Below are 19,821 nucleotides of genomic sequence, written 5' to 3' on the forward strand. Positions count from 1 at the left end.
GCATAAAAGTTTCTTAATAAAAAGCGTTATTTGTTTGATTGATACTACAAATTTACAACTTTTTTGCGAGAAACTTTTATTTTTACAGTACTGTTTTTAGCCTATTTTATGGGGTGGGAAACTTCAGTTAATTTAATATAAAACTGTAGTTGTTTTGTTTTAGTTTTTAAGTTTACTTAAAATAGATTACTTCGGATATCTTTCATGTGTTTTTAGATGTTCTTTTATCTATTTATCAGATTTTTACAAAGATATAAAAATATCTTAATCTGTTGAATACTAAAAATGGTTTTTATATTAGATTAACTTAATAGTTAATTTTTGTTTCATATATTAAAGCCGACATATTTAACTATTGATCTTTTAGATGCCGGTTCATGATAAATTTAGATGAAAGATAATTCTTCACGTGATGCTAGTTGTCACTGAATGTACCTTTTTTATCTGTTGAGGCTCTTGTTATTGTCAGTAATGTCTTTTTTATATTGGACGAACAGATAGGTAGGCCGGAGCTGAAGTTTCTTGTTTAACTTTAGGATCGTTTCACTTATCGTATAGGGTGAGATGACCAGATGCTTATGATACCTGCCCAGATTCAACTCAGTCAATTTGCCGTATTGATAAAGTTTTATTTCTTGAGGATTCTGGTGAAGTAGTGGATCAATCTTTTCTTCTTTAAGTTGATGATCAAAAGATTCCGAAAGATAGATATGCATGGACTGTACCAGGGGCAGGATGTTCTGGATGTACGGTAATAGCAGGAGATCTTCATCCTGATCAATAATAATGGATACGTTTAAAATAGAGTCTATCCTGTGCGTGCCGATGAGGACAAAAACCATGCAATTAACTCTATTTAAAATCTCCAGTGTTTTGTCGGTGATTGAAATGCCGGACAGAGACAATGATTTTTCCTTTATGTTCTGAAGGAATGCATACAGAAAATCAGGCTTTTTGTTAGAAAGTGTTTTCTGATTTTTCATCTGTTTGGATGCTGATCCAATAAATAGATAATCAATGTTTTCCCGCTGGGTTGTCTCAATAATTTCACTGGTAATATCTTCTGTCAGTTTATAGTATTTGGTGATCGGAATCTGTTTCCTTTTCGATTCTGAGATAATGGGGGCAAAATCTTCTTGGAAGTAATGTTTATCAGTCATTGCATTCAGTTCTGCACTTTGGGTGAAATGAGAAGCGATAATTTTCTTCTTGATCAAATCTTTGCCGAAGACCAGTTGTATGATTGACAGGATATTAAGACTGTTTTGTGAGTCTCCAAAGCACAACATGATCTTTTCTGATTTATGAGAACTGATTCGTTTGTCCTGAGGAAAGAGTCGGGTAATCCAGTGCAAGGCCGGAGTTGTCATGAACGTGGTAGCGAGGGCCATGACCACTAAGATTGCAAAAATAGACTGTGAAAGGATACCCATTTCATATCCGATATTCAAGGCGACGAGTTCCATCAGTCCTCTCGTATTCATGAGAGTTCCTATGATCAGGCTATCATGCCAGGATTCTCCAACGATCTTTGCAGAAATAGCACATCCCCCGAATTTTCCGGTTACGGCGAGGACGATGAATAGAATACAGGTGAGTACCATGGACCAGTTGTTGATGAGCAATATGTTGGTGTTCAATCCTGTGTAGGCAAAAAACAATGGTAAGAAAAAGACTAAAGTTACATCTTCTATCTTATCCGTCATGATATGCCTGAAATGAGGATCTGCAGGCATGATCACTCCTGCAATAAAAGCTCCGAACAGAGCATGGATACCAATTAACTGGGTGAATGACGCAGATAGAATGAGCGTTAAAAAAGTCAGACTGATAAAGTTCTTGTTGATATTTTCTTTCTTGATAGAGTAGGTCCCTATTTTTTTAAGGAAAGGACGAACGGCAAAGAACATGAAAAGGATGTATAGGATGGTGCAGGCTACGGCGAATAAAGAACTGATGAAAGTTCCTGATTCAGCAATGGCAATCACGATGGCCAGAAGGCACCATGCCGTTACGTCATCATTGGCTGCTGAAGCGATTGTCAATACGCCCAGTGGAGTGTAGGCTAGTCCTTTTTCCTGTACAATCCGGGCCAGGACAGGAAATGCGGTAATGCTCATGGAGATGCCTATAAAAAGTGCAAAAGGTACAAATTTGGTGTTCGCATAGGCATATTCCTTATAAACGAGCAGCGCACCGATGATGCCTAGAAGAAAAGGTGCCAATATTCCAGCATGACTGATGACTAGGGTCTCGTTGATCTTGTTTTTCAGTACCTTGAAATCGACCTCCAGACCAATGATAAACATAAACAGGATAAGTCCTATCTGGCTGAGCAGTTGAATATTAACAAGGGATCCCCTTGAGAAGATCAGTTGGAATGCGTTTGGGAAAAAATGACCTAAAAATGACGGACCAAGAACAATGCCGGCGACAATCTCTCCGATAACGCTCGGTTGTCCTATTTTGTTGAAAAGAAAAGCAAAGATGCGGCATACAAAAAGGATGATGATAATCTGAATAAGCAATACCATCACGGATGTACCCAAATGTTCCTTTACGGTATAAATAAATGTGGTAAATGGAGAAACATGGGGTTGCAGGCTTTCACTTGAAGGATGCAAATAAGTACCGCTTTTTAATCCAATTAATATTAGAAGTCCAAAGACAACTAGCATAATGAAATAGATTAAAAAATCTTTTTTGTTTTTCGTCATATCGTTCGTGTGAAGGGTAAAACAGGATACATTCGCAAAGTTACGATATTCTAGTGTCTTTTTTTATAGTTTCAGACTTTTTTTGATTTTGAAGTGCAATTTTATTGGTCATTACGACAGGTTATGTCTCTTTTCTGACGGATGAAGAGGGGGAAGATTATTGGGAAGAGTCATTCGTTTATGGCCACTGGCACCTGATTTGTCCTTTGTCTTTAAGTGACAAATCAGGTGCTGTAACTCCATAAATGAAGGGGGAGTAAATTCCATGAGATTTCTCTTTGAAATGATCCGTTTATCCATTTACTTTATGCAGAGATAACTTGAATAGGGTTAGATGGCATAAACAGTAAGGTGTCTTATTTTGTTTAATCTTCGGGACTCCATATAGAACTCATGGAGAAAACTTTCTGAGGAGTGATCTGTGCAGCTTCTTTGGAAGTAAGTTGATGGCTCCAGGAGACACGGTCTCTGGTACTTGCACCTGCACCATGATTATGATATTCAAAATAACGGGCAGTTTTTTCATTAGCTGGATTCCCCCAGTTCCACCATCCTTCAGGTCGTATTTGAGGACCAAGATCACAGTTCATGAATAAGGTATAAGCATAAGGACGCCACGGACGACCGAGGTAGACCTTTGTCGCTTCAGGAGCAGCAATGAGTTTACAATGATTGAAGATGTAACCGTATTTCTGGTTTTGTGGTGTTGATGCAGCTGTGATATAACTGTTGATCTTACTGTAAATCGTGCAATCTTCAAACCATGCTGTGCTGGGGCCGAAAATGAAGTCTGTAGTTCCTTCGATATAACAGTCTTTGAAGTAAAGACGTGTTCCGGCAATCCCTGTGTAGATGGTATCCTGGTTGCCCAAGAAGCGGCAATGGATAAACTTCAGGCAGTCTCCTTCTGTATGCAGGCTGACCGCCTGGCCTAACCGGGCGGCATTGTTCTCTACAGTAATGTTTTTAAGTGTGATATGGCTGCCTTGTATTTTCAGGGTATAGGTGCGAAAGGTTCCCATAGGTTTCTCTGTGCCCGGCAACCTGATATTGGCATGATCATCCCACGTAATGATAGTCTGGTCACGGTCTTCTCCGCATATTTCAATGTTGTTCAACCAGGATGGTATGACCAGTTTTTCTTTATAAATGCCTTTTTTGACATAGATGACTTTATGATATTGCATAAAGGCACGACAGACTTCTATTGCATCATCAATGTTTCGGAACTCACCTGTGCCATCACGGGCTACGACTAACGTATCTGGATTGTCATATTTATTTACGGCATGGAGTGAAAGGGCCATTAAAATAAAAAACAGGAAAAGAATTGTTTTTTTCATGATGATAGTTTGTTTTAATATTTAGTAGGTAAGAATATTCACACTGACTTCCGAGTTGGTCTTGAGACAAATTCCGTTTCGGTTAATGCTCCCTGGAATATTTTATGGTATCTCATGAAGAAGGTTGGGTGAAATGTCTTTTAACATATAATTGAGCAGATCTCATTCCAATCTGATAACAGATCAGAAATTTGTCATGTCCTTCGGGATAAGATTCTTCTAGAGGAGTTTGTCGAGAGGCTCCGAGATTACTATGGTGTCTTGGAATCCGGTTGATCACAGGGATTTCAGGTACAGGCAGATTACATGATCTGCTGGATCTCCTGAAGATCAGGTACATCCTTCAGCCGGTTCATAATGACTTTGACGTCATCCCGGTCATGAATCCTGATCTCTATTCTTCCATCAAAAATGCCCTGGTCACTGTTTATGGTAATTCGGTGAATATTTACATTCAGTTGGTCAGAGATAATTTTTGATACATCCAGAAGCATTCCCTTACGATCGATACCTTGAATTTCTATAGTGGCATCAAAATAGAGCTTTTTGTGCATGTCCCATTTCGCATCCACGATTCGGTTTCCGAAACTCGATTTGAGTTTATTGGCTACCGGACAAGTACGTTTGTGTATCTCGATGTGGTTCATGTTATCAATATAACCAAGAATATCATCTCCCGGAATAGGGTGGCAACAAGCTTTGAACAGGAACTGGTTAATGTTGTTTTCATCAATAATAACAGGTTTCTTCTTGTCAAAGTTACTGTCCACAACGAGATGATCAGTATCTGTTGTTCCTCCTTTTCCATCCTTTCCTTCTTTCTTGTTCAGGAATGGGACCAGCCTGCGCCAACTCCTGCTCTTGTTTTCTTTTGAATTTTTGCCATGCAGTTCATCAGAGTCCTTATCTCCTAAGATAATTGTATGATCACCCAGTGCCTGGAAGAAATCTTCAGGCTTTTGAATATCATGAAAGGTCCGAAGCCTGTCAATAATTGAAGTGGTTAACTCAAAGCTGTTTTTGGCCAACCAATCCTGCATGATTTTCTTGCCTTTGTATTGTATTTCTCGATTATCATGCCGCAGGATCGCCATTATTTTACTTTTGGCTTTGGCGGTACTTGCGAAATTCATCCATGAGGGTTGTACATGTTGTGCTTTGGATGTGAGGATCTCTACCTGATCTCCACTTTGTAATTTCTGACTGAGTGGTACCAGTTTGTGATTTACCTTTGCACCGATGCAGTGACTTCCAAGGAACGTGTGTATCTCAAATGCAAAATCAAGTGCAGTGCTCCCTGTCGGCATCGTCTTGATTTCTCCTTTGGGCGTGAAGACGAAAATTTCAGAAGCAAAGAGATTGAGTTTGATGGAGTCCAGAAAATCCATTGCATCAGGCTGTGGATCATCAAGGATTTCCTTAATTGTACGCAGCCAGTCATTCAGTTCTCCTTCATCCTCAGAATATTCTCCACCTTCCTTATACTTCCAGTGAGCTGCAAATCCTTGTTCGGCGATCTCATCCATCCGGTCACTGCGTATCTGGACTTCAATCCATCGGCCTTGCTTACTCATCAGAGTGACATGCAAGGCTTGGTAGCCGTTCGCCTTAGGATGGTTGACCCAGTCACGTAAGCGATCCGGGTGACTCTTGTAGATCTTACAGATAGCAACATAGATCTGGAAACATTCATTGATTTCTTCTGCGCGGACCTTTGGTGTGTAGATAATCCGGGCAGCAAGAATATCGTAGATCTCATCAAAAGTAACATGCTTGTTCTGCATTTTACACCAGATAGAGTATGGACTTTTGACCCGTGCTTTGATGATGTAGTTGATGCCCATCTTGTCAAGGGACTCCTTGATAGGTTCTGTAAATTTACTGAACAGGATTTCTCGTTTTTCTTGTGTAGAAGTAAGTTTGGTCTCAATATATTCGTATTCCTCCGGGTGTTCGAAGCGGAAACTCAGATCTTCCAGTTCGGTTTTGATCTTATTCAGTCCCAGTCGGTTGGCTAATGGCGCATAGATATAGAGTGTCTCTCCCGCAATCTTATAACGCCTGTTAGCAGACTGTGATGCCAGGGTACGCATGTTATGCAGCCGGTCACAGATCTTGATGAGGATGACCCGGATGTCATCACTCATGGTCAGCAACAGTTTCTTGAAATTCTCTGCTTGAGCGGAGGCATTGTCTCCGAAGATGCCACCACTGATTTTGGTCAGTCCTTCTACGATCTGGGCAATTTTATCACCAAAAATATTCTGAATATCTTCAATGGTATAATCCGTATCTTCAACGACGTCATGAAGTAATGCAGAGCAGATACTCGTGGATCCCAGGCCCATATCCTCACAGGCGATCTGTGCGACGGCGATGGGGTGCATGATATAAGGTTCCCCAGAGAGACGCCTTACCCCTTTATGAGCCTGGCGGGAGAAATTGAAGGCCTTGATGATGATGTCGACTTTCTTTCTGTGGCGCGAGGCTAGGTATGTGTTCAGCAGATGCTGGAAAGCATCTGTAATCATTTTGTTGTCGGCCTGCTCTCTTTCGAGGTCCTTTACATTCTGGTCGTCCATAGAATCCTCCTGTTACTGGTTATTTAATTTTGAGTTTTTTCCCTGAATGGATGGTACTGCCTTTAATGCCATTCAATTGCCTGAGTTTTTTGATGGTGGTATGGTTGCGCTTGGCAATTTCAGAAAGTGTGTCTCCATTTTTGACTTCCACCTTCTGACTCTTGGTATTGCTGCTGTCTGTGTGTCTGTTCCTCGTCTTTCTGGAGGCCTTTTTCCGGTTAATTCTGCTTCTTTTCCTGGAAGTACTCCCGGAATTATTAGTCCCTTCCGAATTCTGGTCTTCTTCGGTTGTTTCTTCATTGCCGTTTAACGAATTGGAAGAAGTTGAAAGTTTCCTCCTGCTATGGCTGTGCCGACGGGAATGATGTTCTGATATGTATCCGCTTACTTCAGTTTCATCGCGCTTGAGCAGGAGCTCATTGGCTTTATACTTTAAAATGGAATCTTCATGGTCAATAAAATTTCCGATCAGGGAAGCGGGTAGCCGTAAAGGCATAGGAGCATTGTTCCCGTTAATGATATCTTGACGGTATTGCGGGTTCAACTCCCGTAGTTCATCAATATTTATATTAAGGACATCAGCAACCTGTCGTAAATGCATATCTTGTGAAACGGAAACGGTATCCGTTTTAGCGGGTAAGTCTGTATTCATAGGGCAGATACCGTGATCACAATAGTTGTTCATAATATAATTCATTGCAATGAAAGCGGGTACACAACTACGTGCGTATGAGGTCAGGTGAGGATAGATGCTCCAGAAATCTATTGATCCTTTTGTACGATGAATGGCTTTGTCAACAGTGAACGGACTGCTATGGAATGCGGTGATAGCAAAATCCCAGTCGTCAAAGATATTGAACAGATCTTTTAAATATTGGGCTGCAGCATACGAAGACTTGACCGGATCACGCCGCTCATCCACAAGGGTAGTAACTTTTAGGCCATAATGCCTTGCCGTACTCACACTCAGTTGCCATAACCCGGCATTGCCATTCTTGGAAGCAAAAGGATCCAGAGCCGATTCTATGAAAGGCAGGTACTTCAATTCCAGGGGGAGTCCATACGTTTCCAAAGCCTTTTCAAATATAGGGATATAGAAATTGGATGCACCGAGCATATAACTTATCCGGTCACGTTCCGATCCTGAGTATTGATCGATGAAAGTCCTTACCACATCATTATAAGGCATTTCAATCAATGTCGGAAGTTTCTTCAGGCGTTCAATGTAATCTTGCTTTGTGAAGGAAGAGCTGATGTCCTTGCTGTTGCAAGGATTTTTCTTAAGATAATTTTTTGCAAAATAAAGGTGCAGAAGACTATCCGTTTTGATCGTCATTCCAATAGGTAAACTAATCTGTTCTCTTATACCGTGGGGATCATTTACCGTAATAGTCTTTTCATTTGTTGTAATATTCTGGGCCTGTAGGGGACAACTCCCGAAAAGTGCCAGAAAAGTAAGTAATATGTTCGATTTCTTCATTCCCATTTCTTGATTTGTTGAATGAATGCAGTATTCTGAATTCTTGGATAATTTCCTGATTCACTTCCGATGGGTATGTCGTCCATTCAATGTCTGAATTCATTCAAGTTTTTTATATTTGAAAATCTATTTGTCTTTGAATATCTTTAGATACTCCTTTCTTTGAGTTTAAAAAGTCAGATAGCAATTGACTCCAATAGCTTGATTATGTGAAGGGCTATAACCATATATCTGATTTCCATTGATCACGGCAGGCTGGATGTGCAGGCTCAGATCTCTGGAGATGTCAAAATCGGATAACGAAGCATCCACGTAGGCATCAATGACGGATAGCACATAGACTCCTATAAATGAGAATACACTTAGATCCCGCCAGCGGCGGAAACGGTCTTTGCGGCTCTTGAAGAGTTGTTGATAGCGTGTAAGGTTTGAAGCGTCAACTTTGGTCCCTAAGTGCAGAAATTGATTGTAACTTTGCGTTGAAGGGTCATCGTCCATGATGTCTACGTATGCCTGTGCATAATCATGATACATCTGGTTGTTCCAGGACATGGCATAGATGCAACCCAGAAAACCGCCGTAGAAAATAGGCAACTTCCAGTATTTGCGATTATAAATCTGCCCTGCGCCGGGCAAGACAATGGAAAGCCACAGTGCTCTTTTTGTATCAGGCCGCCATGTGGCCCAGTCACGCTTGGCCTTTTTCTTTGTTGGTATAGAATCGGGAGAGACCATACGCGTCCTGTCAGTCTGGGCTTCAGTTTTTGACACAGATGGATGTGACTTCTGCAAGGCTTGAATGGTATCCTGCTTCATTTCTGAAATTGCTGCATGGTCTGGTATGCAGGTCCTTCCAAAAGCAGTAATGGCTGTTATACCTACCAGCAGAACAGTCAGACTATAGCGATGTGAAAATTTAATATTCACTTTTCAGATTGCTCTTTCAGTTTATCAAATACATTCATGATGCGTTCCAGCTCTTCTTCATTAGAGAAGGGGATGCTGATTTTCCCCTTGCCTTTCGGCGTGCAGGTCATCTGGACTTTTGCATCGAGGAATTTTGATAAGCGTTGTTTCAGAATGTTAAATTCTTCAGGCATCTTGGTCTTGGCAGCAATTTTCTTCTTGCCGCTTTCGATGTCTTCACCTTGTTTTAACTGTTGGACTAGGCTTTCGACTTTCCTGACGGAGTATCCGTTTTTTTGAATCTCCTTGAAAAGTTTGATTTGCAATGACGGACTGTCCAAGGCCAGCAAAGCCCTTGCGTGGCCCATATCTATCTCTTTCTTCTGTAGGGCCATTTGCACTTGTGCAGGCAATTTGAGCAACCTCAGGTAGTTGGCAATTGCAGCCCTGCTTTTGCCTACTCTCTCAGATACTTTTTCCTGGGTCATATCAGATTCTTCGAGCAGGTGCTCGTAAGCCAGCGCTATTTCAATAGGATTCAGATCTTCCCGCTGAATATTCTCTACAAGCGCCATTTCCATGATGTTCTCATCATCAATGGTGCGGATATAGGCAGGAATAGCCTTTAGCCCGGCTATCTGAGAAGCTCTCCAGCGACGCTCTCCAGCGATGATCTGAAATTTGTTCGTAGCGACCTGACGTAATGTGATGGGCTGGATGATGCCTATCTGACGGATACTCTGTGCTAAATCTTTGAGCGCATCCGGATCAAATTCGCGTCGTGGTTGATTAGGGTTTGGCTCTATCTGGTCAATGGCGATCTCATTGATCGTGCTGCTTCCAGAGGTGCTGATTTCTTCGGTGGAGATCAGGGCATCCAGTCCTCTTCCTAATGCATTTGTTTTATAGGAGTGATTACTGTATTTCTTATGAACGGCCATATTGATGAATAATTATAATATGGATGGGGGATGTGGGAATCAACTGTTTTTTTCGATGATTTCTTTTGCCAGGGCTAAATGGTTCTTTGCTCCTGTGGAGTCGGCATCATAGAGGATGACCGGTAAACCGTGGCTCGGACTCTCGCTCAACTTGACATTCCTTTGGATAACGGTCTTGAAGACCAGCTCCTGGAAATGGCGCTTGACTTCGTCGTAGATCTGATTCGCCAGACGGAGACGACTGTCGTACATCGTTAATAAGAAACCTTCAATTTCCAGTTTCGGGTTTAATTTACTCTTGATGATTTTAATTGTGTTCAGCAGCTTGCTGATTCCTTCGAGGGCAAAATATTCACACTGTACGGGAATGATGACTGAGTCGGCTGCCGTAAGTGCATTTACAGTGATTAATCCCAGCGAAGGTGAACAGTCAATAAGAATGAAATCATAGTCATTGCGAATAGGTTCAAGGAGTTTCTTAATCACTTTCTCCCGGTTCTCCAGATTCAGCATCTCGATTTCAGCGCCCACCAGATCAATGTGACTTGGAATGATGTCAAGTCCGTCAATGTCTGTCGTATAGATGGCATCGCGGACGTCAGCATGATCCATGATGCATTCGTAAAGGGAGCAATCCACTTCCTTGATGTCCACTCCCAGACCGCTTGATGCATTGGCTTGCGGGTCGGCATCAACGACAAGCACCTTCTTTTCCAGGGTGGCGAGAGATGCGGCCAGATTAATCGTGGTGGTGGTTTTTCCTACGCCACCTTTCTGATTAGCAAGAGCGATGATTTTTCCCATTTCCTTCGTTTCTTTACATCTGTTATAGTTGCAAAGTTAACGATTTTATATGAGAATCTATTAACTTAAACGTTTTTTTATTACTTTTGTATCGAAATTAATAATTAGGAATAAGATGGAAAATAAGAAGCCATTTATACTCATTTCCAATGATGATGGTTACCATTCCGGTGGCATACGCTATCTGGTAGAAATGTTGAGGGATAAGGCTGATCTTCTGGTCTGTGCACCGGAGGCAGCAAGGTCAGGGTTCTCCTGTGCTTTTTCGGCCGAATTGCCTTTAAGACTGAAGCGGCGCCATACGTTAGGGGATGTTGAGGCTTGGTCGTGTAACGGGACACCTGTAGACTGTGTGAAACTTGCTCTAGATCAGTTTTGTAAAAATCGTAAACCGGACCTCATTCTGGGTGGAATCAATCATGGTGATAACTCTTCTGTTAACAGCCATTATTCTGGTACAATGGGGGTTGTCATGGAAGGGTGTATGAAGTTTATTCCTTCTGTCGCTTTTTCGAGTTGTAATTATGATACGGATGCGGATTTATCCTATCTGAAGGAATATATTCTTCCTGTTATCGGGAAGGTGCTTCAGGAAGGGCTTCCAAAGGGGACTTGTCTGAATGTCAATTTCCCGGAAAAACCACCATTCAAGGGCGTGAAAGTCTGCCGTATGGCCTTTGGTAATTGGCAGAAAGAAGTGGTGAAGGAGCACCATCCTCGTGGATATGACTATTATTGGATGCTAGGAAAATATGTGGATGATGAGCCTGCATCTGAAGGTACGGACAGATGGGCACTTCGCCATAATTATGTGGCAATCACTCCGACGACTATGGACGTGACGGCATACGGTTCAATGGATGCCATCAAGGAATGGAATTTATAATAACAGATTTTCCTTTGAAAGTGTATGAGATATTATATAGTTGTAGGTGAAGCGAGTGGCGATCTTCATGCCTCACGTTTAATGGAGGCTTTGAAGGGAATAGATCATGACGCTGATTTCAGGTATTTTGGCGGAGACAACATGAAGGCTGTGGGCGGTACCTGTGTGAAGCATTACCGCGAACTGGCCTATATGGGCTTTATCCCCGTGCTGCTTCACTTGAGGATGATCCTGAGAAATATGTCTTTTTGTAAAAAGGATATTGTCAGTTGGAGGCCGGATGCCGTTATCCTGGTGGACTATCCAGGGTTTAATCTTGACATCGCTAAGTTTGTGCATGCCAAGACGGGCATACCGGTATATTATTATATCTCACCGAAAATATGGGCATGGAAAGAATGGCGTATCCGGAATATCAAGCGTGATGTCAAGGAGATGTTCTCGATCCTACCCTTTGAGGTGTCTTTTTATGAAAAGAAACACCATTACCCCATCCATTATGTGGGCAATCCGACGGCTCAGGAAGTGGCTGAATTCAGAAACGGATATGACCAGAGCTATGAATCTTTTTGTCAGGAGCATCAGTTGGATGCTTATAAACCTATAATTGCTCTTCTGGCTGGAAGCCGGAAACAGGAGATCAAAGATAACCTTCCAGTGATGATTGAGGCGGCATCAAGATTCGAGGACTATCAGATGGTCCTGGCTGGTGCACCTTCCATACCGGATTCTTATTACCAGAAATGGATAGGAGATACTGATGTGAAATTGGTGAGAAACCGTACCTATCCTTTGTTGACGCATGCTACGGCGGCTCTTGTCACGAGTGGTACGGCTACACTGGAAACAGCTCTTTTCCATGTTCCTCAGGTGGTTTGCTATGAGACACCTTTGCCTAAGTTGATCCGTTTCGGATTCAAGCATATCATTCATGTCAGATTTATCTCTCTGGTCAATTTGATAGCAGACAGAAAAGTCGTACCTGAAATGTTGGCAGATCTGTTTACCGTGGATGGGGTTGCCTCTGAACTCCGTAAAATCCTTCCCGGTCATCCTGAACGGGAAGAGATGCTGGCAGGTTATGAGGATGTTTACCGTCGTCTTGGGAATCAGATAGCTCCTGTACAGGCTGCTGATATCATGTACGATCTTTTGAGGACCTATAAGGCTGGTTCAAGCATGAATAACCCTTCCTCTGATGAGCTTTCAGGGCAGGACAATAAGAATTTATCGGATCAGGATAGTATGGCCCCTTCTTATGAGGATGAAGATACAGATTCATCTGATCCTGAGAATACTTGTTCGTCAGGCCAGGAGGATAATGATTTCCGCTCTGAGGAATAAGAGATCCCTTATGAGTTTTTAAGGGGTGTCAAAACAGTTCCAGGGTGTAGAGATAGATGATGGCAGCCGGGATAGCCAGGATCGCAGAATCAAAGCGGTCGAGTATTCCTCCATGCCCCGGAAGAATGTTCCCGCTGTCTTTAATACCCAATGTCCGTTTGAGAAGACTTTCTACAAGATCTCCCCATGTTCCGAAGATAACAACTACAATGCCTAAACCGATCCACCCTAAGACTGAAAGTTGAGGAGCAGTGACTGACAGTTGGTGGGAGAAATAGCCGATGATCCCGGCGATGATAACGGTAATGATCCCCCCGCCAATGCTTCCCTCCCATGTCTTTCCGGGACTGATCCGGGGAAAGAGTTTGTGCTTGCCGAAGAGGGAACCGCAGATATAGGCACAACTGTCATTTATCCAGAGGAAGACAAAGATGCTAAGGGGTAACAGGGTGTTAAAATGAACCAGGTCACCCATAGGGTCTTTTTCAAATGCCAGAATATTGATCAGTGAGAAGGGAAAGGCCAGGTATAACTGTCCTAACATGGTATAGGCCCAGTCGTTAAGGGCATCCTCATGCTTGAGATAAAGTTCGCTGATCATCAGATACAGAATGGTAAGAATATAGGGAATGAAGACAATGAAGTTGTTGACAATTCCTGTACGCAGACCGGCGAAGGAGAGGAACAGATAAACACCTGCAAGAGTAGAGATGAATCGGTTCACTTTAACTCCCTTTCTAGCATTGACCAGTCCGCTATATTCCCATATCGACATGCCCGTAATGAAAGCGAACAGGAAGATCATTGCGATCCAGTTCAGAAGACCTATCACCATTACCGCAACAAATAATATACCGGTAATGGTTCTGATGATAAGATTCTTTTGCTTTTCTGTCATTATTTTCAAACTTGTTTAGTATCATCCTCTTCTGATCCGGCCTTTTGGGGAGAAGCTGGATTCTGTGAGTTATCTTCAGAAGGCTTGCTTTCTGTTTCTGACTCTCCCTCCGGGGTGTCTGTCTTTGGAGAATCCTCTTTCTTTTGAATGCCTTTCGGTGTGTTTTCATCTTCCTGATGATTCTTGGCATGTTCAGCAATGGCCGCCTGTACCTCCGGCATCTTTTTTACGGTGTCATCAACATGTGGCTGTTCGGCCTCCAGAATCTCTTGTGTACGACTCTTCCACGGACGTTTGCCGAATATCTTCTCTACATCTTCAGCCATGATGACTTCCTTGTCCATTAACAATTTTGCCAGTTTGTTGTGACCTTCCTTGTGTTCAGTCAGGATCTTCTTGGCACGAGCATATTGTTCATTGATGGTTTTCAGTACTTCATCATCTATAATCTTGGCAGTGGTCTCAGAATAAGGACGTTGAAATTGATATTCGTTGGTGTTGTAATAGCTGATATTCGGTAATTGGTCACCCATGCCGGCGTATGCGATCATCCCATAGGTAGCTTTTGTCGCACGCTCAAGGTCGTTGATGGCCCCTGTTGAGATATGCCCTGTGAACAGTTCTTCTGCTGCCCGTCCTCCTAACAGGGAACATAATTCGTCCAGCATCTCTTCCTTGGTCGTGATCTGCCGTTCTTCGGGCAAATACCATGCTGCTCCTAAAGCTTGGCCGCGGGGGACGATGCTGACTTTCACAAGAGGATTGGCATAACGGCAGAACCAGGAAATCGTGGCGTGCCCGGCTTCATGCAGCGCGATGGTACGTTTTTCTTCTGCTGTCATCACTTTCGTCTTTTTCTCTAATCCGCCGACTATACGGTCAACAGCATCCAGGAAGTCTTTTTTCCCAACAGACTTCTCGTTGTGCCGTGCGGCAATCAGAGCAGCCTCATTGCAGACATTGGCAATGTCCGCACCGGAGAATCCAGGTGTCTGTCGTGCCAGCAGGTCTACATCTACAGTATCATTGATCTTTACGGGTCTCAGATGAACCTTGAAGATTTCCTTGCGTTCCTGCAGGTCGGGGAGATCTACATGAATCTGCCGGTCAAATCGTCCAGGCCGCAACAGGGCTGGATCAAGCATATCTGCACGGTTGGTTGCAGCCAGGATAATCACTCCACTGTTTGTGCTGAATCCGTCCATCTCCGTCAGCAGGGCATTCAAGGTGTTTTCGCGCTCATCATTGCCACCCATTGAAGGATTCTTGCTCCTTGCTCGTCCGATGGCATCTATTTCATCAATGAAAATGATACAGGGCGCCTTTTCCTTTGCCTGGCGGAAGAGGTCCCGTACACGGCTGGCTCCTACTCCTACGAACATTTCCACGAAGTCTGAGCCACTCATGGAGAAGAACGGTACTCCCGCCTCTCCGGCTACAGCTTTGGCCAGCAGGGTCTTGCCTGTTCCCGGGGGACCGATGAGCAAGGCTCCCTTAGGGATCTTGCCACCGAGATTAATGTATTTCTTTGGGTTCTTCAGGAACTCGACAATTTCTTCGACTTCCTGTTTGGCTCCTTCCTGGCCCGCAACATCTTTAAAGGTAATGCCGATGCTGTTTCCTTTCTCATACATCTTCGCTTTTGATTTCCCGACATTGAATACTCCTCCCATGCCACCTGAGTTGCCTCCGCTCATCCGGCGGCCCATCCACCAGATAAACCAGATAAAAAAGAGGATCGGCAACAGGTTGATGAAAATATTCAGCAGATTATTGCCTTTTTTATTATTGTAACTGAAATCTGTGAGCTTTCCGGTTTTCTGCTCGGCCGTCAGGTACTTCTCCAGTTCATCTACAGAACCAAACTGTACTGACACGTATGGGTTAGGGCCAACCTGCTTTGCGCTCATCTGGAAAACGTTTCGGATGTCTTTGGGCTTGACGAACATCTTCAGGGTGTTGTCGTTCTTGTTGATGACGACACTTTGAGCATATCCCTTCTGAACGTATTCCTTGAATTTCGTGTAGGTGGCTTCTTGGTCTGAACTGCCTCCTAAGGCATCCCCGCCTCCAAACATGAAGACGCCAATGATGGCGAGGAGAACCAGAATGTAGATCCAGTTCATGTTGAACTTAGGCATCTTAGGCTGGTTGTCGCCGTTATTGTTATTTTTAGGATTATTTCCACCTTGTTCCATCTTCTTTATTTCCTTTTTTAATGAATTAAACATGAATTGCCGGCATCAGATTACTGCTGTTTGTAAGTCTTCTTCATCAGGAATTTCAATGAGGGGGACATCATCCCACAGGTCTTCGAGGTCGTAGAACTTGCGGGCCTCTGGCTGGAATATATGTACCATTACATCGACAAAGTCCAATGCCACCCATTCGTCATTACCTAATCCTGCAACGTGATAGGGTTTTTCTTTAAGTTTATTGAAAGTGAATTCACTGACCGATTCAGTGATGGCCTCAACTTGAGTGCTTGAATTTCCTTGACAGATAATAAAATAATTTGCTATTGCTCCTTCGATATGGGTGAGGTCTACCAATACAATTTTGGCACCTCGTTTATTTTGAATACCGTTTATGATGACTTCAACTAATTGCTTCGTTTCTTCCATTCAGTTTTTTATAAGATGTAATGCAATCTAAATGCCCACAAAGATACACCTAAATCTTGAAAAAACACTAAGAATGCGTGTTATTTTGATCTTTTTTCAGAAAATTCTCGCTAAAACGTTTGTCAAATCAAAAAAAAGACTTACCTTTGCAGACGCAAATCAGGGAAGTGATTTGCAGAATATATATTGGGATATGGTGTAATGGTAACACTACAGATTCTGGTCCTGTCATTCCTGGTTCGAATCCGGGTATCCCAACGCTTAAAGTGCAAGTTACTGGTTGTCAGTGACTTGCATTTTTAGTTAGGACTGTTTGTGTGACCTTCTTTGGATCATTTTATAAAGTTGGGTTTTCTTTATCCTATAAATGAATTTATCTGAACGGCAGGGCTTTCGGCTCTTCCATTCAGATAAATTTACTCTCAGACGTATAACCGTTTAGGTTTAAACGGCTATCATGAATGCTTGTATGATTTCCAGCGAGGTGGGACTGTTGGAATAAATGATCTTCCTTAGTTACATACCGGTACTTGCTCCTGATGTACCAATCTGCTGGCCAACTGATTTCTGCTCACCAAACTCATTCTTGACACGGCTCTGATACTGTTGGAAATGTTTCTTTGTGTTACCAAAGTTCCAGGTAACGGTCAGATTAATATCCTGTATGGGAACAGTGATTCTCATCTTCTGCTCATAGGCATTGGTGCGCGTATACTGACTGATCTTGAACTTGCCACTGAACGGTACATTATAGCGGAGACTAATCGCTAACTTATCCTCGAATAATTTCTTGGTGAAGGCTGTCGTAAAGAAGCTGATCCCGCCTCTGTACCCCTGGAGATTATACTGGCGACTCTGACCGAATATTCCTGTACTCCATTGCAGGCTCCAGGGTAAGGTCTGCTCCAGCCCCAGGTAGCCATGGAATTGCCAGCCGTTGTTTTTCTGGTCAAGTTTCTTCGACCGGATGTCTCCATAGTCCATGCCACCACTGAACATCAGTGTGGTCTTTCCTTTCGGCACCCAGCGCATGAAGGTACTGATATTGGTCCATCGGTTGCGGATGTCATTGCTATAGGTCGTATTCAGCAAGTTATTCTTGTCCAGAAAAGTATATTCTCCAATCTGATTATTGCAGAAATTCTCACTGGCCGTCAGGTTAAAAAGGAATCTGGGAGTGTAGAGGTTAGCTACGAACCCGACATTATGTGATTTTTCTACTTTCAGATCCGGATTGCCGTAAGTGAGGGCAGTAGGGTTAGACTTGTCGATGTATGGGTTCAGGTACGTGATCCCTGGGCGGAGGATATGCATGGCATAGTTAATCCCGAAATTGATTGCCGGGTTGATATTATAGGTAAAGCTTGCCGAGGGGACCAGGTTTCCATAATTTTTCTTATAGTCTGAGCCTTTGCCAAGTTCATAGCTGATGCTTTCCCAGGTATGCTCGTAACGTACACCGTCACGGGTACTGAACTTACCGAAAGTGCCACTGTATTCGGCATATACTGCGCCGATGGACTGTTTGTCTTTGTAGATCAGGCTATTGTCTGCATTGTAGGTCTCTACACCATTGAGAATATCATAAAATTTTGAGTTTGAACGGTTGACATGGTTGATATACTTGGTGCCCAGACTCAGGCTATGCCCTTTGGCCAGGGGGTCACATAATCCAGTTGGACGGTATGCTCGGTACTGTGAGGATGATCATCGGTAAAGCGGTCACTGATATTGAAGAATGAGATGTCAGAATAATTCTGATCATAATAGCTGTAATTCTTCTGCCGGTGTGGTTCCATAGAGAACTGATAGGTGAGGGCTATACTGCGTGTCCGGTCATGGTTGAGAAAACGGGAATAGTCTGCGCTGGCATTCAGGGAGAAATTGTCCATTGTCATGATGTTCTCATTACTGTAGGAGAAGCCTTTACCATATAATCCGCCTGTGAAAGTGGTGGTAGGGTGTCCTTCATTATAGAGATGGAATTTCATCAGATTCAGTGAAGCATGCATACTGCTCATGGAGTCAAGTTCCAATCCCAGGCCGATATTCCCCATCGTGAAGGGGGTATGGTTATGTCCTTTCTGATAGTAATGCATATCGGAGCCGTCCGACTGTGACCGGTCAAACTGGACCTCGGTTCCATTTTGTTTACTGTAGTTGTATAGCCCCATAGCACTATAGCTGAATTTCCCTTGTTGCCCGCTTATTGATGCAGATCCACGATAGCCTCTTGTACCTGCCATGGCGCTGACACTTCCATTGTATCCGTCCATGTTTCCTGCGGCACCATTGCTGCCCGTATGGTTGATGTTGATATTCAGGATACAGGAGGTACCCTCGGCATCATATTTGGCTCCAGGATTGGTGATCACCTCAATATTCTTGACCATTGAGGCAGGCATTGCCTTGAAGATCTGCGAGGCATTGGAATTGAACATCGGATTCGGCTTTCCGTCTACATAGATCTTATATCCCGAGTTGCCATTGACAGAGATGTTGTCTTGTCCGTCGACGGTTACCATAGGTACCTTCCGGAGCATATCCAGGACGGTCTGTGATTTGGAGTCTACGTCTTCCTGGACATTATAGGTCATTTTATCGGTCTCCATTTTGACAAGTGGTTTCTGGGCTACCACTTCGACTCCTTTCAGTACTTTGGAGTCATCAGTTGTGAAAACTGTTCCCAGGTTCACACTGGGTTCACCATTCAGGGTAAATTTCCGACGGATTTCTTTCTTACCGACAGAATTGAAGGTAATGACATATTTCCCCTTACCGGATACGGCTTGCTTGATCTCACCGTTAACTCCCGTCACCGACATGGCTACCGGTTTGCCGGGTTGATTTTCCTTATAAACCCGGACTGTTGCATGTGGCTCGGTCGTATTGAGAATGGAGTCCTTGAGGACACCTGTCACAATGGTTTTCTGTGCCATCATCGTCATGGAGAACAGAATGGCAAGAAGAAGTAAGTTAATGCGTTTCATCTCTTTATTCAATTTTTGTCTGCAAAAATACATAAAATTTATCATTTCGCCATATTTTATTTCAATAAACAAGGTAATATTTGTTCATTTTGATCAGTAAGTTACCTTTTTAAGATTTGTATTTTGCTGTTTGATCGGGGGATCAGACTGATTCCCAGGAGCGGCAATCATGGAAGGTGATGAACCGGAAAACAACTGAGGATAATGACCTTCAGCGAACGGATGTAAATAGTCCTTGGAGGTCTGGATAAAAAAAGACGGACTAAAAATTAGTTCGTCTTTTTATGATCCTTGCGAATTTATAAT

The 19,821-nt window shown here is 43.0% G+C and carries 12 protein-coding genes, 1 tRNA gene and 1 pseudogene; 3 read left to right on the forward strand and 11 right to left on the reverse strand.

What is annotated here, in order from left to right; all coding sequences use genetic code 11:
- Window positions 1–440 precede the first annotated feature (440 nt).
- The 7 genes from ACYRYG_RS10460 to ACYRYG_RS10490 all read right to left on the reverse strand — a co-directional run bounded on the left by ACYRYG_RS10460 (window position 441) and on the right by ACYRYG_RS10490 (window position 10,773).
- On the reverse strand, window positions 441–2,717 hold the full coding sequence (locus ACYRYG_RS10460; protein ID WP_460198115.1) for a cation:proton antiporter: 2,277 nt from the start codon (window positions 2,715–2,717) through the stop codon (window positions 441–443).
- A gap of 365 nt (window positions 2,718–3,082) precedes the next feature.
- Window positions 3,083–4,060: a pectinesterase family protein gene (locus ACYRYG_RS10465; protein ID WP_293427710.1), complete on the reverse strand. Its 978-nt coding sequence runs from the start codon at window positions 4,058–4,060 to the stop codon at window positions 3,083–3,085.
- 302 nt (window positions 4,061–4,362) lie between these two features.
- The gene (locus ACYRYG_RS10470; protein ID WP_293419576.1) at window positions 4,363–6,642 is read right to left on the reverse strand and encodes a RelA/SpoT family protein; all 2,280 of its coding nucleotides are present in this window, start codon (window positions 6,640–6,642) and stop codon (window positions 4,363–4,365) included.
- 19 nt (window positions 6,643–6,661) lie between these two features.
- Window positions 6,662–8,122: a lytic transglycosylase domain-containing protein gene (locus tag ACYRYG_RS10475; RefSeq protein WP_460198117.1), complete on the reverse strand. Its 1,461-nt coding sequence runs from the start codon at window positions 8,120–8,122 to the stop codon at window positions 6,662–6,664.
- A 168-nt stretch (window positions 8,123–8,290) separates the two neighbouring features.
- Window positions 8,291–9,049, reverse strand: coding sequence for a DUF5683 domain-containing protein (locus ACYRYG_RS10480; RefSeq protein WP_293419582.1), 759 nt, complete (start codon window positions 9,047–9,049; stop codon window positions 8,291–8,293).
- Window positions 9,046–9,969: a ParB/RepB/Spo0J family partition protein gene (locus ACYRYG_RS10485; protein WP_293419585.1), complete on the reverse strand. Its 924-nt coding sequence runs from the start codon at window positions 9,967–9,969 to the stop codon at window positions 9,046–9,048. The genes ACYRYG_RS10480 and ACYRYG_RS10485 overlap by 4 nt, the downstream gene beginning before the upstream one ends.
- Window positions 9,970–10,008: 39 nt before the next feature.
- Entirely contained in the window at window positions 10,009–10,773 is a 765-nt protein-coding gene (locus tag ACYRYG_RS10490; protein ID WP_293419588.1) for a ParA family protein, read from the reverse strand.
- Window positions 10,774–10,888: 115 nt separating this feature from the next.
- On the opposite strand from ACYRYG_RS10490, the gene surE reads away from it, so the two are divergent.
- Together surE and lpxB are read left to right on the forward strand one after the other, a co-directional pair.
- Window positions 10,889–11,659, forward strand: coding sequence for a 5'/3'-nucleotidase SurE (surE, locus tag ACYRYG_RS10495; protein WP_460198119.1), 771 nt, complete (start codon window positions 10,889–10,891; stop codon window positions 11,657–11,659).
- 24 nt (window positions 11,660–11,683) lie between these two features.
- Entirely contained in the window at window positions 11,684–13,003 is a 1,320-nt protein-coding gene (lpxB, locus tag ACYRYG_RS10500; RefSeq protein WP_460198120.1) for a lipid-A-disaccharide synthase, read from the forward strand.
- A 28-nt stretch (window positions 13,004–13,031) separates the two neighbouring features.
- On the opposite strand, the gene ACYRYG_RS10505 is transcribed toward lpxB, so the two are convergent.
- Genes ACYRYG_RS10505 through rsfS form a run of 3 tightly spaced genes read right to left on the reverse strand, consistent with a single transcriptional unit; the run spans window position 13,032 to window position 16,525 of the window.
- Window positions 13,032–13,901 (reverse strand): phosphatidate cytidylyltransferase, encoded by an 870-nt coding sequence (locus ACYRYG_RS10505; RefSeq protein ID WP_293425298.1) that lies wholly within the window; start codon window positions 13,899–13,901, stop codon window positions 13,032–13,034.
- A gap of 5 nt (window positions 13,902–13,906) precedes the next feature.
- Complete coding sequence (gene ftsH, locus ACYRYG_RS10510) at window positions 13,907–16,099, reverse strand: ATP-dependent zinc metalloprotease FtsH (RefSeq protein WP_293428862.1); 2,193 nt, start codon at window positions 16,097–16,099, stop codon at window positions 13,907–13,909.
- Window positions 16,100–16,144: 45 nt separating this feature from the next.
- Window positions 16,145–16,525 carry a ribosome silencing factor gene (gene rsfS / locus ACYRYG_RS10515; protein WP_293422242.1) on the reverse strand — a complete coding sequence of 127 codons (381 nt, stop codon included), beginning with the start codon at window positions 16,523–16,525 and terminating at the stop codon, window positions 16,145–16,147.
- A gap of 187 nt (window positions 16,526–16,712) precedes the next feature.
- Between rsfS and ACYRYG_RS10520 the strand changes: the two genes are divergently transcribed.
- Window positions 16,713–16,783: transfer RNA gene (locus ACYRYG_RS10520), tRNA-Gln, on the forward strand.
- A gap of 258 nt (window positions 16,784–17,041) precedes the next feature.
- Here the strand turns inward: ACYRYG_RS10520 and ACYRYG_RS10525 are convergent.
- Window positions 17,042–19,515 (reverse strand): annotated as a pseudogene (locus ACYRYG_RS10525) (TonB-dependent receptor domain-containing protein).
- Window positions 19,516–19,821 lie beyond the last annotated feature (306 nt).

This window comes from Segatella asaccharophila, from assembly GCF_054687055.1.

Bases quoted from the DNA above. Each gene is read 5' to 3' on its own strand.
- ACYRYG_RS10460 (WP_460198115.1), bottom strand. From the start codon at position 2,717: ATGACGAAAAACAAAAAAGATTTTTTAATCTATTTCATTATGCTAGTT.
- ACYRYG_RS10465 (WP_293427710.1), bottom strand. From the start codon at position 4,060: ATGAAAAAAACAATTCTTTTCCTGTTTTTTATTTTAATGGCCCTTTCA.
- ACYRYG_RS10470 (WP_293419576.1), bottom strand. From the start codon at position 6,642: ATGGACGACCAGAATGTAAAGGACCTCGAAAGAGAGCAGGCCGACAAC.
- ACYRYG_RS10475 (WP_460198117.1), bottom strand. From the start codon at position 8,122: ATGAAGAAATCGAACATATTACTTACTTTTCTGGCACTTTTCGGGAGT.
- ACYRYG_RS10485 (WP_293419585.1), bottom strand. From the start codon at position 9,969: ATGGCCGTTCATAAGAAATACAGTAATCACTCCTATAAAACAAATGCA.
- ACYRYG_RS10490 (WP_293419588.1), bottom strand. From the start codon at position 10,773: ATGGGAAAAATCATCGCTCTTGCTAATCAGAAAGGTGGCGTAGGAAAA.
- surE (WP_460198119.1), top strand. From the start codon at position 10,889: ATGGAAAATAAGAAGCCATTTATACTCATTTCCAATGATGATGGTTAC.
- lpxB (WP_460198120.1), top strand. From the start codon at position 11,684: ATGAGATATTATATAGTTGTAGGTGAAGCGAGTGGCGATCTTCATGCC.
- ACYRYG_RS10505 (WP_293425298.1), bottom strand. From the start codon at position 13,901: ATGACAGAAAAGCAAAAGAATCTTATCATCAGAACCATTACCGGTATA.
- ftsH (WP_293428862.1), bottom strand. From the start codon at position 16,099: ATGGAACAAGGTGGAAATAATCCTAAAAATAACAATAACGGCGACAAC.
- rsfS (WP_293422242.1), bottom strand. From the start codon at position 16,525: ATGGAAGAAACGAAGCAATTAGTTGAAGTCATCATAAACGGTATTCAA.